Annotated in this window: 10 protein-coding genes; 4 read left to right on the forward strand and 6 right to left on the reverse strand. The window is 39.9% G+C overall.

Features of this window, described 5'->3' with window-relative positions; all coding sequences use genetic code 11:
• Nucleotides 1-77: 77 nt before the first annotated feature.
• Nucleotides 78-4787 carry an NAD-glutamate dehydrogenase gene (locus tag J7R13_RS01180; protein WP_208437098.1) on the forward strand — a complete coding sequence of 1570 codons (4710 nt, stop codon included), beginning with the start codon at nt 78-80 and terminating at the stop codon, nt 4785-4787.
• Here J7R13_RS01180 and J7R13_RS01185 read toward each other — a convergent pair.
• From J7R13_RS01185 to J7R13_RS01200, 4 genes are all read right to left on the reverse strand, one after another.
• The gene (locus tag J7R13_RS01185) at nt 4784-5770 is read right to left on the reverse strand and encodes a DUF2125 domain-containing protein (RefSeq protein WP_246786251.1); all 987 of its coding nucleotides are present in this window, start codon (nt 5768-5770) and stop codon (nt 4784-4786) included. The two genes, J7R13_RS01180 and J7R13_RS01185, sit on opposite strands and share 4 nt — an antisense overlap.
• Before the next feature lie 210 nt (nt 5771-5980).
• Nucleotides 5981-6727 (reverse strand): glutamine amidotransferase, encoded by a 747-nt coding sequence (locus J7R13_RS01190; protein ID WP_208437099.1) that lies wholly within the window; start codon nt 6725-6727, stop codon nt 5981-5983.
• 94 nt (nt 6728-6821) lie between these two features.
• Nucleotides 6822-8390, reverse strand: a complete 1569-nt coding sequence (locus tag J7R13_RS01195) for a heme biosynthesis protein HemY (protein ID WP_208437100.1) — start codon at nt 8388-8390, stop codon at nt 6822-6824.
• 11 nt (nt 8391-8401) lie between these two features.
• On the reverse strand, nt 8402-9577 hold the full coding sequence (locus J7R13_RS01200) for a COG4223 family protein (protein ID WP_208437101.1): 1176 nt from the start codon (nt 9575-9577) through the stop codon (nt 8402-8404).
• Between the two features lie 397 nt (nt 9578-9974).
• Here J7R13_RS01200 and tsaD point away from each other — a divergent pair, with 397 nt between their 5' ends.
• The 3 genes from tsaD (at nt 9975) to J7R13_RS01215 (ending at nt 12934) form a co-directional block, all read left to right on the forward strand.
• Entirely contained in the window at nt 9975-11069 is a 1095-nt protein-coding gene (gene tsaD, locus J7R13_RS01205; RefSeq protein WP_208437102.1) for a tRNA (adenosine(37)-N6)-threonylcarbamoyltransferase complex transferase subunit TsaD, read from the forward strand.
• Between the two features lie 492 nt (nt 11070-11561).
• The gene (locus J7R13_RS01210) at nt 11562-12023 is read left to right on the forward strand and encodes an EVE domain-containing protein (protein ID WP_208437103.1); all 462 of its coding nucleotides are present in this window, start codon (nt 11562-11564) and stop codon (nt 12021-12023) included.
• 227 nt (nt 12024-12250) lie between these two features.
• A complete protein-coding gene (locus tag J7R13_RS01215; RefSeq protein ID WP_208437104.1) occupies nt 12251-12934 on the forward strand; it encodes a response regulator transcription factor in 684 nt (227 codons plus the stop codon).
• 105 nt (nt 12935-13039) lie between these two features.
• On the opposite strand, the gene J7R13_RS01220 is transcribed toward J7R13_RS01215, so the two are convergent.
• Together J7R13_RS01220 and J7R13_RS01225 are read right to left on the reverse strand one after the other, a co-directional pair.
• Nucleotides 13040-13834 (reverse strand): class I SAM-dependent methyltransferase, encoded by a 795-nt coding sequence (locus J7R13_RS01220; protein WP_208437105.1) that lies wholly within the window; start codon nt 13832-13834, stop codon nt 13040-13042.
• 224 nt (nt 13835-14058) lie between these two features.
• Entirely contained in the window at nt 14059-16494 is a 2436-nt protein-coding gene (locus J7R13_RS01225) for a TIGR02302 family protein (protein ID WP_208437106.1), read from the reverse strand.
• Nucleotides 16495-16555 lie beyond the last annotated feature (61 nt).

The following is a 16555-nucleotide window of genomic DNA, read 5'->3' on the forward strand; positions in this document are numbered from 1 at the left end:
TTAAAGTGCAGGAAACAATATAATGGTCTGCTCCTATTGGAGAAAAGACCCCCAAGAAACAAAGAGGGAAGATTATTGTGTTACAACAAAAAACATCAGAGATAAAAAACAATCAAGATAAAATAGAACAAATCCTTTTTGCTCATACCGATAAAGAAGATGTCGCCTGTTACGAGAACAAGGAACTCCAAAAAGCCGCGAGCATCGCCGTTGACGCTTTTAATCTCCATAAAGCAGGAAAAAGTACCATCTGCTTTGAACAAAATTTGACCCGTAACAACAAACCCATAACCGTTATCACCCTTGTCAACGATAATAAACCCTTCCTGCTTGATTCGATTTTAAATGTCTTTAATCAGCACAAAAATCATATTTATTTGATTGCGCACCCCGTCCTTGATTGTGCCTCAGGACAACGCATCAGCCTCATGCAAATTCATATCGAGCCATTAAACGAACAGCAGATACAAAAACTCCAAGATGAGATCGCCTTAGTTCTTGAACAAGTTAATGCAGCTGTGCAAGACTGGAAAGCTATGCTTAAAGAAGTCGAAAAGCATATCCATGCCTATCAAACAAATCTCCCAGCCCACTACAAACAAGAAGGCGAAAAAGCCATTGAATTTCTTAACTGGTTGATGGACCATAATTTCATCTTCCTTGGCATGCGCACTTATAACTTCACCAAAAACCAAGAACCTACAAAAGCCTTTACAGCCAGCGACATTGAATTGGGTATTCTCACCGATGCCTCTATTCGTATTATTGGCGATGCACGGGTGGAAGAACCTCCCCAAGAAATCCTCTCTTTTATGGAAAGCGATAACCTGCTTATTGTGACGAAAGCCAACAGCCGTTCAAAAATTCACCGTCCTGTTTGGCTCGATTATATTGGTCTTAAAATCTTTGATAAAGAAGGCAAGTTATGTGGAGAATTGCGCATTGTAGGGTTATTTACTTCCTCAGCTTATACGCGCTCTATATCGCAAATCCCTTTCTTAAAGGAAAAAGCAAAAACCATTATTCAACGCCTTGGATACAATCGGGCTGACTATTCTGGAAAAGCACTCATCAGTGTTTTAGAAACATATCCAAGAGATGAAATGTTTCGCTCTGACGTTGATACATTGACAGAAAATGCCAAACTTATCCTGCAATTAGACGAACGCCCACGTCTACGAGTACTCGCCCATGTTGATTCTTTTGGGCGCTTTGTTTCTATACTTGTCTATGTTCCTCGTGACCAATATAGCAGCAATATTCGCGAAAAAATTGGTGAATACTTTGTTGAACTCTACAAAGGTGATTTTTTCGAATCCTATCCACTCTTCTTAGAAAGCACCCTCATCCGCGTTCATTATATCATCCATCGCAAAGGGAGCGAAAGCGCCCCTGTTGTTGAGCGCACAGTGCTTGAACAAAATGTTCGTTCCATAGCACGCAGCTGGGAAGACAGCGTTCAAACCATAGCTATTACCCGCAAAGCAACAGACCAACAAATGCGTTTAGCTAGCCAATTTCCCAACAGCTATCGTGATTTATTCTCAGCTGAAGATGCAATTGAAGACGCCGGAAATATTTTAAGTCTTCATGATAAAAAACCGCTTTTCGTTACTTTTTATCATACACACAACAAAGAAAAACAAAGCATTTCTCTTCGACTCTTTCACCGCCGTGAAGCACTAGCCCTTTCCAAGCGCGTACCACTCCTTGAAAATATGGGGTTTCGGGTCATAGCTGAGCAAACACTTGAATTACCAGATGGCAATGGACACTCTGTGTATCTTCATGTTATGCAACTAGAAAGCGCCTTCCAACTTTGTATCGATTTCGACAAAAACGGTCAAAAGCACGCCGAAACATTTGAAGCTATTTGGTCCCACGATGCTGATAATGATGCTTTTAATGCTTTAACCCAAACAGCTCAACTTGATTGGCATGAAATTGTCATTTTGCGCCATTATGGACGCTATCTCCAACAAGCTGGAATCCCTTATTCACAAGACCGCGTTGCCCAAACTTTAAACGCCTATCCAGACATTGCCCAAGATCTTTATGCTCTGTTTTATTTGAAATTTCATCAAAGTCATACAGAAAAAGAACGAGAAAAAAACCAACAGGACATTCAACAACGCATTGAAGAAAAGTTGCAAAAAGTATCAGGTTTAGATGATGATCTCATCTTACGTCGTTATCGTAATCTTATCGATGCGAGTTTACGCACAAATGCCTATACTCCTCTAGAAAATGGTAACCCACGGCGTATTTTAGCAACCAAGTTGGATCCACGCCAAATTGAAGGCTTACCTGAACCGCGTCCTTATCGAGAAATTTTTGTTTATGGACCAGAAGTTGAAGGGGTGCATTTGCGCTTTGGTCCTATCGCACGTGGTGGAATTCGTTGGTCTGATCGTGCATTGGATTATCGCACTGAAGTGCTCAGCCTAGTCAAAGCTCAACAGGTTAAAAATGCAGTCATCGTTCCTGTTGGTGCAAAAGGTGGATTTTATCCTCATCGCCTTCCCCAAACCAATGACCGCGGCGTAATCATAGAAGCCGCACGTCAAGCTTATATTGACTTTATCACGGCTTTACTTTCCATCACCGATAATCTGGTTAACGGTAAAATAAAAACTCCTCACAACATCATCTGTCATGATGACCATGATCCTTATTTTGTTGTAGCTGCCGACAAAGGCACAGCAACCTTTTCTGATACAGCAAACAGCATCAGCCAAGCAAACCACTTTTGGCTCGATGATGCTTTTGCCTCTGGAGGTTCAGCAGGCTATGACCACAAAGCCATTGGGATTACAGCTAAAGGTGCATGGGAAGCAGTTAAAAGACATTTTCGAGAATCTTTTAATCACGATATTCAAACAACTCCCTTCACCTGTATCGGCGTTGGTGACATGTCTGGCGATGTTTTTGGCAATGGAATGCTCCTTTCCAAACAAACAAAACTTATTGCTGCCTTTGACCACCGCGATATCTTTATTGACCCAGATCCAAACATAGCTGAAAGCTATGCAGAACGTATGCGCCTCTTTCAACTTCCTCGCTCAAGCTGGCAGGATTACGACCATACAAAACTATCAAAGGGTGGTGGTATCTTTTCACGCACAGCAAAGACCATTACTCTCTCACCCGAAGCAGCACAAGCCATTGGCTTTGAAAAACAAACGGGAACACCCTTTGAAATTATCTCTGCACTTCTTAAAGCACCTGTTGATCTTCTATGGTTTGGCGGCATTGGTACCTATATCCGTGCAACAACAGAAACTGATGCACAAGTAGGGGATCGTGCGAATGACGCACTCCGCATTACCGGTGAACAGGTTCGTGCAAAAGTTATTGGTGAGGGCGCTAATCTTGGCGTTACGCAACGTGGTCGAATTGAATATGTCTTAAACGGTGGACGATGCAATACGGACGCCATTGATAACTCTGCAGGTGTTAACTGTTCAGATGTTGAAGTCAATATCAAAATTGTTCTCGCATCAGCGCTCCGTGCAAAAACACTTACAAAAGAAGCACGCAACGAACTCTTGAAAAAAATGACTCCACAAGTTGAACAATTAGTCCTACGCAACAATTATTTGCAACCTCTTGCTCTTTCTTTGGCTGAAAGCCAAAGTATTGCTGACTTGCCTTATCAGATACGCTTTATGCATGATTTGGAACAAAAAAAGCTTCTAGATCGTAGAGTTGAAATTCTTCCTGATGAGCAAATTTTGCGGAAAAGAATAACACAAGGTCAAGGCCTTATACGTCCAGAACTTGCCGTTATTTTGGCATATGCCAAATTAACTCTAAAAGAAGAAATCGTCCACAGCCCCATTATTGATGATTGTTATTTTGATGCAATCTTGTTGAACTATTTCCCAACTCAAATTCAAACAAGCTTTGAGAAAGAAATCATTAATCATCAGTTGCGTCGTAATATTATTGCAACACTGATTGCAAACGATATTGTGAATCGTGGAGGACCTACTTTTGTTAATCAACTACAAGATGCAACAGAACAAAAGGTTGAAAATATTATCCGTGTTTTCATTGCAATCCGTGACGGTTTTGAAATACCCCAATTATCTAATCAAATTGATAAGCTTGATAATAAGATACCCGGTCTTGTCCAAAACAAATTCTACGCAACTATTACTTCGATGCTCTTTGAGACAACAAACTGGGGTTTGCGCAATACGGACCTTTCGACTCCATTAGAAGAACTTGTAAAAACAATGAAACAAGCTCGTAGCGTTATTGAAGAACAACTGACACACTCCAACGATAAAGATATTAATCAAAAAATTAAAGAAAAAACGCTCCATTATAGTGAAGAAGGAGCACCAAAATCTTTAGCAAAACAATTGGCTCTGTTAGAAGCTGCTCCAATAATTTGTGACATTTCTTTGATTGCAAAACAAAGCAACAGCGACCTTATTAAAACAGCAGAAATCTATTTTTCACTAGCTCAAATCATTCGTATAAACCGCATTAATGAAGCAAGTCGAACAATTCCTGTACTGGATTATTATGATAGTATGGCTTTAAGCCAAGCCAAAGAAAATATTGCCGAAAGCTTACGAAAAATTGTTACGAAAATCTTGAAAAATTATGGAGCAAAAGAAACTTCCTTTGCTGCTTGGAAAAAAACAAATGAAGAGCAAATTCATAATGTAACCAACCGCATTGGTACCCTCATTGAAAACGATCTCAACATTTCTCGTTTTACCTTTGCAGCAGGGATGATTGCTCAACTGCAAAAAACTACCTTTCAAACTTAAAGCGGTGCGAGACGGCCAAGTTTTAAAAAACCTAATTTTGCCCATCCATGACTAACCAACAAAGGGATAACAGGATAGCCATCTGCATTTTTAGGCATAGCACCCAAAACAAAAAATAAAGCTTGTAGATTATTAGCTTGCTCAGGAAACAAGCGCTGCATAGTGGTAAGAAGATCCATATGCTTCACAAAGACAAGTTCAAATTTTGCTGTCAAATATCCTTCATTATCAAAGGAAAAGGGTCCACTTATACCCAATACACCACCTGTATGGAAAACCAATTCACCACGCTTTAAAATGCCGCTTTTGCCATACAAATGCTGTTTCCAACTGTCTCTTCCCTTTTCAAACAGATGAGGCACATCATTAAGCGCCCATGTCAAATTGCCATCAATTTTTGGAAAATCAACAAGGTAAGGTGCAAGAAACATGGAAGAATCCAAACTATCAAAGGTAACATGCCCTGATAAGCGATTCTTCTCGTGCTTAATATCAAACCGTACGAATTCTGCCGTTATTTTTGGGGGCTCACTTTTTTGATCTAACGGATACACAACTGTGTCATCAACATCTCTCAAAGAGACCTGATCTTCAACATTTTCTTGTGTTGTTTTTTTATCAGTCGTCTGCGATTCTAATTTACTTTGTAATTTTTGATCTTCACCAGATGTGGTAAGGATAGAAACTTTAAGCCCTTCAGCCATAAGCTTCAGTGTTTTCCCCACCCTCCAAGAAGGCTCAGTTTCAATCACCAAATTGTGCCAGTATGATACTATAGGAGTTTTTCCGGCAAAAAGAATTGATGCAGGAGAATGAATATTAAATTCTATCCGATGGGGTGCATAAATTGGTGCACCAACCGTCAAACGCCCCGTTGATAAAGAAAACCCGCGCAAAGGCCAAGCAAACTGAAACTGATCACAAACAACACCAATACGTAACGGATAACCATTCTTGCGTAGATGTTCGCATACAACCGTCATATCCCGCGAAGACGCATCTGCGAGTATAACGGAAGCACGATCTTCTATTTTACGTGAAAAAAAAACCAGAATGAGCTATAAATGAATATCAGAATAAAGCAAAATATCCCACAAAGCAAATAGCTTAAAGAAAAGCTTTTCCGTATTGATTTCAATGGAAACAACATAGACAAAATGAAAACGCTCCTTATCTCACGATGATGTTAACTCTCACACACCTACGACGGATGTACAAAAAATTTGTTGCAATGCATTTTCAAACCATTGGCTTAAAGCCTGATCGTAGATTAAACGGCCTTTCAAATGTGCAGAAGCGGGTTGAGCACCTTTTTCGGTCAATTTATGCGCTGATCGAATCACTAAACGTCGCATCATAGCACGCGTGAATTCAGCATGAAATTGCAAGCCCCATGCATTGTTCCCATAACGAAAAGCTTGTGTAGGATATGTGCAACCTGTTGCCAAAAGCACTGCCTCTTTAGGTAAATCATAAATACCTTCATCATGAAAATGGTAGACCATTTCTGGCCAATTCATCAACGCCTTTCCTTGTGAAGTAGCTTCTAAAGGATACCAGCCAACTTCAACAGTTCCATCGCTTCTTGTACCAACACGCCCTCCTAGATTTTGCGCTAACATTTGTGCCCCAAGACAAATACCCAAAAAAGGCTTATTCTCTTTCAATGACAAAGAAATCCAATCAATTTCTTCATTAATATAAGCTTCCCTGTCATTCACACTCATCGGTCCCCCCAAAATAACGACACCAGCATAGTGCTCCAATGTATCAGGGAGTTTTTGTCCTAAAATAGGACGATAAACATCAAGAACAAAACCGTTTTGTTGCAAAAATTTCCCCAAACGACCAGTATATGTAGATCGACGATGAATAACGACTGCAATTCTCGGTTTGCTCTTTCTTGGCTTTTTATCGAGACACCTTTGACTTAAAAACATTTTTTAACTACTCACTTTTACAACCAAGTAAAGTTTTATTTTTTAAGCACAAAAGAATAATTTTGGCGAACAATATTCACTATAACCCTCTTTTTTAAAATAAACGAAATTTCTTCTTTGGCAAAGGATCCCCCTCTTCTTCTGTTTTAACCCCAGGATCATCAACATTTAAGTGAGTTTGACTGAAAGCTTTAACAGCTTGCTTTTTTGTAACTTGTTTCTCTACCTGCATATTATGCAAAAAAGAATCCTCTACAGGAGGTAATTCTTCAAGCATTTTAGTTTCAACACCAGAGCCTTCTCCCACAATATCTTCATCTTCTTTATTTTGTTTTTTGGGCACAATATCGGCAGCCTCTAATGTGAGAGGAGGCATGCGGGAAGGCGCTCTCCATTCAAAGCAACCTAGACGTCCACTTATTGGAGAAACCGGCAACCAAGAAGAAAAAATGGTCTCATCACAAATCCACACCGGATCGCGTTCAGCACGAAGTGCCAAGGAAAGCCATTGACGCACGGCCCCCTGATTATTTCCCTGTGCCTCTTCAATATCTGCCAACAACAAATAAACACTTTCTCGCGGATGATATTGCAGTGCTTTTTGAGCTTGCTCCCTTGCGAGTACCATTTCACCAGAATCCAAAGCAGCTTTGGCAATCAGGAAAGTCGATTCAAATGTATCTTTATTATAAGAAGCAAGTGTCTTAGCCTTTTTCAATCGCCCAATGGCCCCTTCTTCTCTTTTAAGATAAAGCGCCCCTAAATCAGGATGAGGTTCTTTCTGCCAAGCTGTAATAATCATTTTATCCGCTTTACGCGTTTCATTTAATTTATAAAGAATATCAGCGGCAATGACTGTTATTGGAACGAAATCAGGTGCCAATTTATGTGCTTTTAAAATAGCAGTACGTGCTTCAGCAGGGTGAGTCTCAAACAGATGAAGAGCCTGCCCACTTAATAGCAAAGCCTGTGTATGTTGACGCTCTGGAGTTGAGCGGGCAGAGCGCGGTAAAGTTTTTTGTGCTCGCTCAAAGATACCGAGTGCTTTGTCCCATTGCCCACTCACGCTGAGCTGATCAAGTACTGCTTGATGAGCCCATAAAAGTGCTGGCGATAAAGCCAACGCTTCTTCTGCATATTGCTGTGCTGCTTCATAAGCTTTGCTCTTCATAGCTTCACGAAACAAACCGTATAGCCCTGCCAATTTTGTCGGCGCTTCTTTTCTCATCTCTTCATAAAGACCAATGGCGCGCAGAGAATTATTTTGCAAAGATAAGGTTTGAGCTTGTAAAAGCTTTACTAACGGCTCATGTTTGCCTGCAAGATATTTTATAACTTGAGCTTCCATTTCTTGTGCCAAAATACCATCTCCAGCAAAAACTGCAAGAAGCCCCTGTGAAAGAGCTTCATAACCACGCTTTTGGTGACGTTTATAAAAGTAATTGGAGAGAGCACGAGGTAGAGAAAAAAATACAGATAAAAGCCACCATAAAAACGCCAGAATCCCGAACAGTAAAATGAGCGCACTTAAAGCTGTGAGCAATGAAAAAGAAAACCGAAAGTGCAAAAATGTTATAATAAAAACACTATTGTGATTAGCTACCCACCCAAAAGCAAGACCGAGCACACATACAACAAAACTATAAATAAAAACACGTATCATCTTGAGCCTATTTACATCTTTGTTGCCTTAAAAGATCCTTGTTGCACGGACACAAGCAACTGTTGAAGAAAATGATGAACAGCAATATGTGTTTCAAGCTGATGAACAAAATCCACCGAAACATCTTTTGCATTTTTGGGCAACATTTGCCATTCACTCAAAGCCTTTTCATAATCACCCGCTTGAATAGCAACTTCCATCCGTGCCGCAATTGCCCCCAATGTCATACCTTCAACATTGCCAATCGGCCGTGAAACAATGAGACCTTTTACCCATGCCAAAATCCGCCCAAAAAAACCAACATCTGACGCAACATCATTTTGCGTACCAACGATTGCATCCGCAACACGAGCAAAATCAGCTGAAAGTTGCGCTGAACTTGGAAGACCGACCATGGCTGTCTTTTGCAACAGATCAAGTCCATCAATTGAAGGTGATAATTGCTGTAACAGTTTTAATTCATTACTATAAGATCCACCACGCTCTACAGCGTTTTTTAGAGAACTGATTGCAATAAAGAGTGCCGTATTTATTTTCTGCTCATCATTTTTTGCAGCAATTTCTTCCTGCATAATCTTTAATTGTTGTTTTAACACAGCAAGATCATTTGCATTGCTTTGTCCAGCGGACAAAGCTGTTTCTATCTCTTTTGATACATCTGCTAAAGTTTGCGCAGATTCTTCAAGACCTCTCACTTTTTCCTCTAAAACCACAAAAGCTTTTCTGTTTTCTTCTTGCGATGCTTCATCATTTCGCGTTGTTTCAACCTGTCGTGATGAAAAAGAGGAAAACTCTGTTTTCAACGCATCAATTTCTTGAAACACTTGCCCCAATTGCTCTCTTATTTCTGCTCCTTGACTTTTTGCAGTTTCGGCAATCTGTAAAGCTTTTTCCTCACCCATATGATTTTCAGCTAAAGAAGAAGGAAGTAAACCCGCCCATTGAAACCCTATAAAAAGACCTAAAACAATGAGACCACCCAAAATTCCTGAAATAAGCGAGAACAGCCAAGTTAAACCAGACACGTGTTTACTCTGCATACTTTGTTTCTCTATTGTACCCGTTTCTACGGAGTTTTGTATGATTTTCTCTGAATCATGATTCACGGCTTCATGTTCAATCGCAGGCTTTTTACGGCGATCACCAACATAATGTGGTTTAACTTTTGGTTTTGAAGAGTCTACCATCTTTGTCACTTTTTGTGTATAATTTCTTTTAACGATAAAATAATAGAATGAAAAAAGTTTTAAAAATTAAGATTTTCTCAAATATCATAACCTATTTTACACTCTCTTCTTACAAAGAGTATAACTTCCCAGAAATTTCCAACTCCACACCTTTATCAGGAACAGTTATAATTGTATACTTAAATAAATAGGCTTTTGAAAACACATCAGCATTCTATACTAAAAGATACAACTTCATTTTTAACCAAAGCCATTCACTTTAGAGAAAGTGCTAAAACACATTTTTTCATAGAGAAACAAACTCCAAAAGAAGTTCCCCCAAGAGAAATTCTTTGCATCTTTGCCTATCCGTGGTACGCACACAGGAAAGAATCTTCAACATAAGGTTTTATTTGAAATGCGCCTGTTGGGAATAGAAACAAGTTGCGATGAAACAGCGGCAGCTGTCGTGGAATACAACAATGAAGAAAGCAGCAAAATTCTTTCCAATATTGTTTGGAGCCAAATTGATCATCATGCACCCTACGGCGGTGTTGTTCCTGAAATTGCCGCCCGTGCCCATGTTGAAATTCTCGATAGTTTAATTCTGAAAGCACTAACAGAAGCGAATACAAAATTAAAAGAGATTGATGCCATTGCAGCCACAAGTGGCCCTGGTTTGATAGGAGGGTTGTTGGTAGGTGTTATGAGTGCAAAAGCACTCTCTCTTGCCACTGGAAAACCTTTTATTGCCGTCAATCATCTGGAAGGGCATGCTTTAACAGCCGTGCTAACGCATAATGTCGCGTTTCCCTATTTATTGCTGTTAGTTTCAGGTGGTCATACACAAACAATTCTTGTTCACGGGATAGGCAACTACCAGCGTTTAGGAACCACTATTGATGACGCGTTGGGAGAAGCTTTTGATAAAACAGCAAAACTTTTAGGTCTTCCTTATCCGGGCGGTCCAGCACTTGAAAAAGCAGCTTTATTGGGTGATAAAAATCGTATCCCTCTTCCACGACCTTTAAAAGGTGAAAAACGGCTAGATTTCTCTTTTTCTGGTCTCAAAACCGCCGTTCGGCAAGCAGCAACAGCCATGGCTCCCCTTACAGAAAGTGATGTTGCCGACATTGCGGCAAGTTTTCAAGCAGCAGTTACCGATACAGTACATGATCGCGTTCATCTGGCTCTTCAACACTTTACCCATGAATATCCCCTCTCTCACTATCAAAACCGCCGTCCTCCTGCTTTAGTTGTCGCAGGCGGAGTTGCCGCCAACCAAGCCATTCGATCCACGTTGCAAGAACTGGCACACCAACACGGTTTTGAATTTATAGCTCCCCCTCTTTCCTTGTGTACGGATAATGCTGCAATGATTGCTTTTGCTGGTGCACAAAAACTCGCACGAGGAGAAACAAGCCCTCTTGATATTGCCCCCCGCTCACGCTGGCCTTTAGACGAAAAAGCTGCCCCCTTAATCGGGATGGGACGCCGTGGCACAAAAGCATAAGAAAAAGAGAGCAGTGCTTATATCATCCACGAAGAACAATATGGAACACCATTATTGAACATCTGCCTGTTGCCATTATCCCCATTGCTATTATCACTTATCACTGTATATTTTAAGCTTTTGGAACCAATCTTCTTGCACCATTTTTTCAACTCAAAACGCCGTATTAACGAGTTTTTCCAGACCAAAGTTAAAAAACGCCTAAACTTCTCATATTTAACGCTTTACTTTAAGCCTATTTTTCAACGACACGCATATCTTTTCTACCGGAAATGAGCGAGAGAAGATAAGACATCTCCATAAACCATATAAAATATATAGCTCATTTTTCTACCACACCTCAATTATTTCCAACAAAGAAGAAACAAATCGATAATATGCACCCTTTACTCCACTCCATTTTAAAAATCATACTTGATGGTGTTATATAGATGTTTATAAAAAACACACATGACTTATGAAATACAGGACAGTCTATGAAAAGGAGAGCGCATGGCGTATTGGCTTTTTAAATCTGAACCCCATAAATGGTCATGGGACATGCAAAAACAAAGAGGTGCTGATGGCGAACAATGGGATGGTGTCCGCAATTATCAAGCCCGTAACAATATGCGCGCAATGAAATATGGTGATAAAGGTTTTTTTTATCATTCAAATACAGGATTAGAAATCGTAGGCATTGTAGAAGTCTGTGCTGAAGCACATCCTGATTCTACCACCTCTGATCCACGCTGGGAATGTGTGGATATCCGTGCACTCTGTGATATGCCAACACCTGTTTCATTAAAACAGATTAAAGCAAATCCAAAACTGGAAAACATGGTGCTGGTCAATGCCAGTCGCTTATCAGTACAGCCCGTAACAGAAGATGAATGGAGAGAAGTCTGTTTGATGGGCAACCTTAAAGAAACATCTCTCGTTACTTCCAAACCCATTGTACAACAAAGCCCATGAAGAGTATTAATCCATTGGGCACCACTATTTTTACTTATGCAAGGATTAAGCCGGCGCCTTTATTCTCTTTACAAGCTCAAAGTGTTACAACTACTCTTACATTGAGGTAGTTCATGAGAGCCATATTTTCTCCTTTCTTAAACGGTTTTATCTACACGTCAACTCCACTTGTGACATACAAGCGAATGATTTTTATTGCATCATGAACAGAACTTATAAGGAAAAAAATGAACCGCTATACCCTTTTAATCGTTGAAGAAAATGATGATCTACGCCCTATTTTGGTAGAACAATTGCAAATGCATAAGGAATTTGAAGTATTCCAAGCAAAAACGGCTGAAGCAGGAATAACAATAACCCAAGAGAAAAATGTTGATCTCGCTATTTTTGGTATTAAACTGTCTGATCTTGATGGCTGTAAAGCCATTAAGAAATTACGCGCCGAAGGATTTCGCGCTCCCATTATCATGATCACAAATCATGATACAAACTGCGATACTATCTTAGATCTTGAAGCAGGCGCTAATGATTATGTGACAAAACCCTTTCGCTTTGCAGTGTTATTGGCACGAATCCGCGCCCAATTGCGTCAATATGAGCAAAATAACGATACAGTCTCTTACATCGGTCCCTATACTTTTAAACCAGGACAAAAACTTCTCATTGACCAACACAACAACAAAATACACCTCACAGAAAAAGAAACAGCGATTCTTAAATATCTCTATGACACCAATGACAAAACCGTAAGTCGTGAAACACTGTTAGAACAAGTTTGGGGTTACAATGAAAACATTGTCACTCATACCTTAGAAACCCATATTTATCGTTTACGACAAAAAATTGAAAAAGACCCCTCTAACGCACAGATTCTCATCACAGATCAAAATGGCTATCGCTTAAACCTTTAAAACTTATCGAACATTGACAGCTTCAAAAACGCTTTTGCCGATAGCATCGGCTTACACCTTGCATAAGTAAAAATAGTGCAGCCCAATGAGTTTTGTGTTAACCCTTCACGGTTGCCGTCGTGAAATAGGCTTTGGAGCAAGGAGAGAAGAGTTTTCGTAAGCTTGTGGAGATAACGCAGGAATAAAAACACGCCGCGATTGACGACGCTGTACAAGCAAGCCTTGATAAATACGTTTCTGTGCCTGACATATTAAGAGGCCACCAAAATAAGGCAAAAGATAGCGTGCAAACGGCTCATAAAAAAATGAGAACAACCGCGAAACACAACCTGAAGAAGGCGTATAATGTACAATTTCTTGCACTGACTCAGAAATAAAATTTGTTTTTTCAAACAAACGAGCGATCTGTTGCCGACTATAAGGTTCACCGTAACCAAAAGGTGTACAAGCGTTGCGCGCCCAAAAACCAGGGCGATTAGGGACAATAACAATCAAGTTGCCATTGGGAGCTAAAACACGCCATATTTCATTCAGTGTTTCACATGAATTTTCTGTATATTCAAGTGCATGTACCAGTAAAATACAATCAACAGAAGCATCAGGAAGCGGCAAATCTTCTTCAAAAACGAGTGCTGTAGCAACTTTCTCAGCACAAGGCCAAGGTGAAGCACCCTGAGCAGCCGGCATAAAAGCGAAACATTGTTGTGCACGTGTACGCAACACAGAAAGATAAGGAAGCGCATACCCCAAACCCATAACCCGTTTATCAGTAAGATCGGGCCACCATAAATTTAATTGGTCACACAATGTCGCCTGAACACGCAGTCCAAGTGCCGAAGCATAAAAATCTCTCAGTGTAATTATATCCAATTCAATATACCGTGTAGGAAAAAACTTCAAACATCACAGGTTCTCATATATCCCACTTATATGGACTCCTGCCTTCTCTGCGCAATGACTAAAGCTGTAACATTTCATATTTTAAACCAAAATAACTCTACAGAGCATTTTTAGGACCACTTCATGACAAACACTTTTACCATGCTTTTTATCCTTGAACTTCACATCTTACAAAAGTTTCCAACGCATTCTTTTTGACATCAGTTAAAAGAAATACAAAGCGATTAATTAAAACGAAGCAACCTTTCAAGATAGTTTTTTTCTGCTTCCAGAATATGCTCTTTACCAAGCCGCTTGCGAATTTCTTCCAAAATTTGTCGCGCACGCATTTGATTACTTTCTTGTGGTATAATGGCACCTTCCTGCCCTTCTTGATCCGTTTTTGAAGAAAGTGAGCGTCCCAGCGGATCTTCAGGACTAGGAACAGCATTTTGATTTTCTCCGGCTTCTTTAAGCACTTCACGCATTTTTTCTAAAACATTTTGTGCACCTTGCCGCAAAGCTTCTAAAGCATCTGACTGATTTTGTATGGATATTTGATTATTTCCGTGTTCAAGAGCATTTTCTGCAGAATTCATTTTTTCTTCTGCCCTTTTGAAGGCACTATTTGGTCCAAACCCTTGAGCTAATAATTCTTTTTCTAACATTGATAATTCAGACTGCAACTCAGCTTGACGTTTTTTTAAAGATTCTCTTTGCTTTTCCGGTATACTTTCTCCACGCTGTTGTTCCATTTCTAATTGATGTGTTTCATTGAGAATTTCTTGCTGACGATGCATCAAATCTCCAAGCTGATCCATTTTTTCTTTCATTTGTGCAGATTTACTCTGACCCTTCTCCTCACTTTGAGTACCTTTTTGCACTTGCAAATGATCAAGAGTCTGTTCAACTTCAGCCAACAGCTGTTCAGCTGCTAAAGAAGAACCCATTTTGGCCATTTCTTCAATTAAATTGAGCTTTTTTTGTAATGAATCTTCAGAAAGATTAGGACGGCTAAAATTGCCATTGTTAGGACTGCTCTTGTCTTGTGCATTTTCAGCCAAAGCGTGAATATAATTATCCATAGCTTGGCGTAAATCTGCCATAAGGCGTTCAATTTCTGTAGCTGGAGCACCATAACGAAGTGCATCACGTAAAGCAGCTTGTGCTTGTTTTAAATTTTTCTGAACAGATTCGAACTGATTGCCTTCAATACCCAAAGCTATCTGCCATAAATAATCAACCACACTACGCAAATCATCCTCTGTTTCTGCCATAGAAAGCCTTGTCCATGCACTCTGTAGAACAAGAAAATGTGTGATATTTTTCAGCCCCTCTTCTGGACGCACAAGCAAAGCAGAGAGCATATCGAGTACACGCTCTTTTGCAGAAGCATCAAGAACCAGTAAACTACGCAATTCAATCACTGCGCGCGCAACAGGATTTGAAAAAACACGCTGTGGTAATGTCATAACAAAAGTTTTGCTACGGCCTTGTTGCCCCGCGCCATCTTCTGCCACAAGAGTTATTTTAACTTCTGAACCAGCCCACGGATGCGCTGATACATCTTGTACCGTCCTCATTTTACCCTTTCCACCACGTGGAAGAAGAAGCTTTATTTCAGGTGCGTTATAAAGAGAAGACGCACTTTTGTACTGATTAAAAAAAGGCTCTATTTCAACAAAAGCTTTTGTCACACTATAATCATCATCCAGCTCATACTGAAGTTCTAACGAACCAGTCAAAATCCGCCCTGGTTTTTCCAGCCAACGAATTGTTGGGGGCTGATCTTTAATCACCTGCAAATGCCACTGCTGTTGCTTGTGACGTGATGAAACAAACAAACCTATTGAATGTTTTAAATGTGTTTCAAAATGAACAATGGAATCATTCAAAGTCCCTTTTTCGTTTTTTTTTGAAAACAAAACTTCGCGCCCATCGTCTTCAGATTTTGCTTTTACTGTAATACCAGCACCATTGACAACACGTACAACGACGTCACTCCCTTCAGGAACTGCAAGCTGTTTTTTCTCATCTTTTGTTAAATAAATAGGTGCAACACCGGTATAAGCAGGCGGTGTAATCCAAGCATCAATCCGCATGGTTGTTTCATCAACAATAGGACGAAAATCAAACGCATCTGCCAAACGTCCCCCAAGCGAACCAAAAGAAAAACTAAAAGCACACACACAAAGGAGAATACATAAAGTCCTCAGAGCCAGAGGATCATGAACTACACTATTAGGATAGATAAACCCAGTTTTTAAATGGCATAATTGTTTCGCCATGCGGCGTTGATGTTCACGCCAAATAATTACACTAATATCTTCACTATTTTCGAAACACACATGATCGGTTTGAGCACTTAAAGGCTGATTTTTAAGGCTGTTTTCTTGTTCAAGACGCTGATTAATTTCCCTCGTTGTAGGAAACCGAAAATGAATAAGGAAAAATAAACTCCCCACAGCAAAAAAAAGTATAAGCCCAAGTAAGAGTAAATGTAGCCAATAACCTAGAATACCAAAAATACCAAACCAACTAAGCGAACAAAAGAGACTAAGAACTAAGAAAAACGGCAACAAACGTACCCATATCCGCTCGAATGAGAGGATAAACCACATTAAAATGCGCACATACAAAAGCTTTATTCTTGCAAAACTTTTGATGTTTTCATTTTTCATAGACAAACATTTGTCCCCTTTTACAATGGCGAATTGCGATCATAAAATCCATACAAGACTA

This window comes from Bartonella taylorii 8TBB (assembly GCF_902825155.1).
GTDB classification, from domain to species: Bacteria; Pseudomonadota; Alphaproteobacteria; order Rhizobiales; family Rhizobiaceae; genus Bartonella; species Bartonella taylorii_A.

Coding starts and splice junctions, on each gene's coding strand:
- J7R13_RS01185 (WP_246786251.1), bottom strand. CDS start 5,770: ATGACGGTTGTATGCGAACATCTACGCAAGAATGGTTATCCGTTACGT.
- J7R13_RS01190 (WP_208437099.1), bottom strand. CDS start 6,727: ATGTTTTTAAGTCAAAGGTGTCTCGATAAAAAGCCAAGAAAGAGCAAA.
- J7R13_RS01195 (WP_208437100.1), bottom strand. CDS start 8,390: ATGATACGTGTTTTTATTTATAGTTTTGTTGTATGTGTGCTCGGTCTT.
- J7R13_RS01200 (WP_208437101.1), bottom strand. CDS start 9,577: ATGGTAGACTCTTCAAAACCAAAAGTTAAACCACATTATGTTGGTGAT.
- tsaD (WP_208437102.1), top strand. CDS start 9,975: ATGCGCCTGTTGGGAATAGAAACAAGTTGCGATGAAACAGCGGCAGCT.
- J7R13_RS01210 (WP_208437103.1), top strand. CDS start 11,562: ATGGCGTATTGGCTTTTTAAATCTGAACCCCATAAATGGTCATGGGAC.
- J7R13_RS01215 (WP_208437104.1), top strand. CDS start 12,251: ATGAACCGCTATACCCTTTTAATCGTTGAAGAAAATGATGATCTACGC.
- J7R13_RS01225 (WP_208437106.1), bottom strand. CDS start 16,494: ATGAAAAATGAAAACATCAAAAGTTTTGCAAGAATAAAGCTTTTGTAT.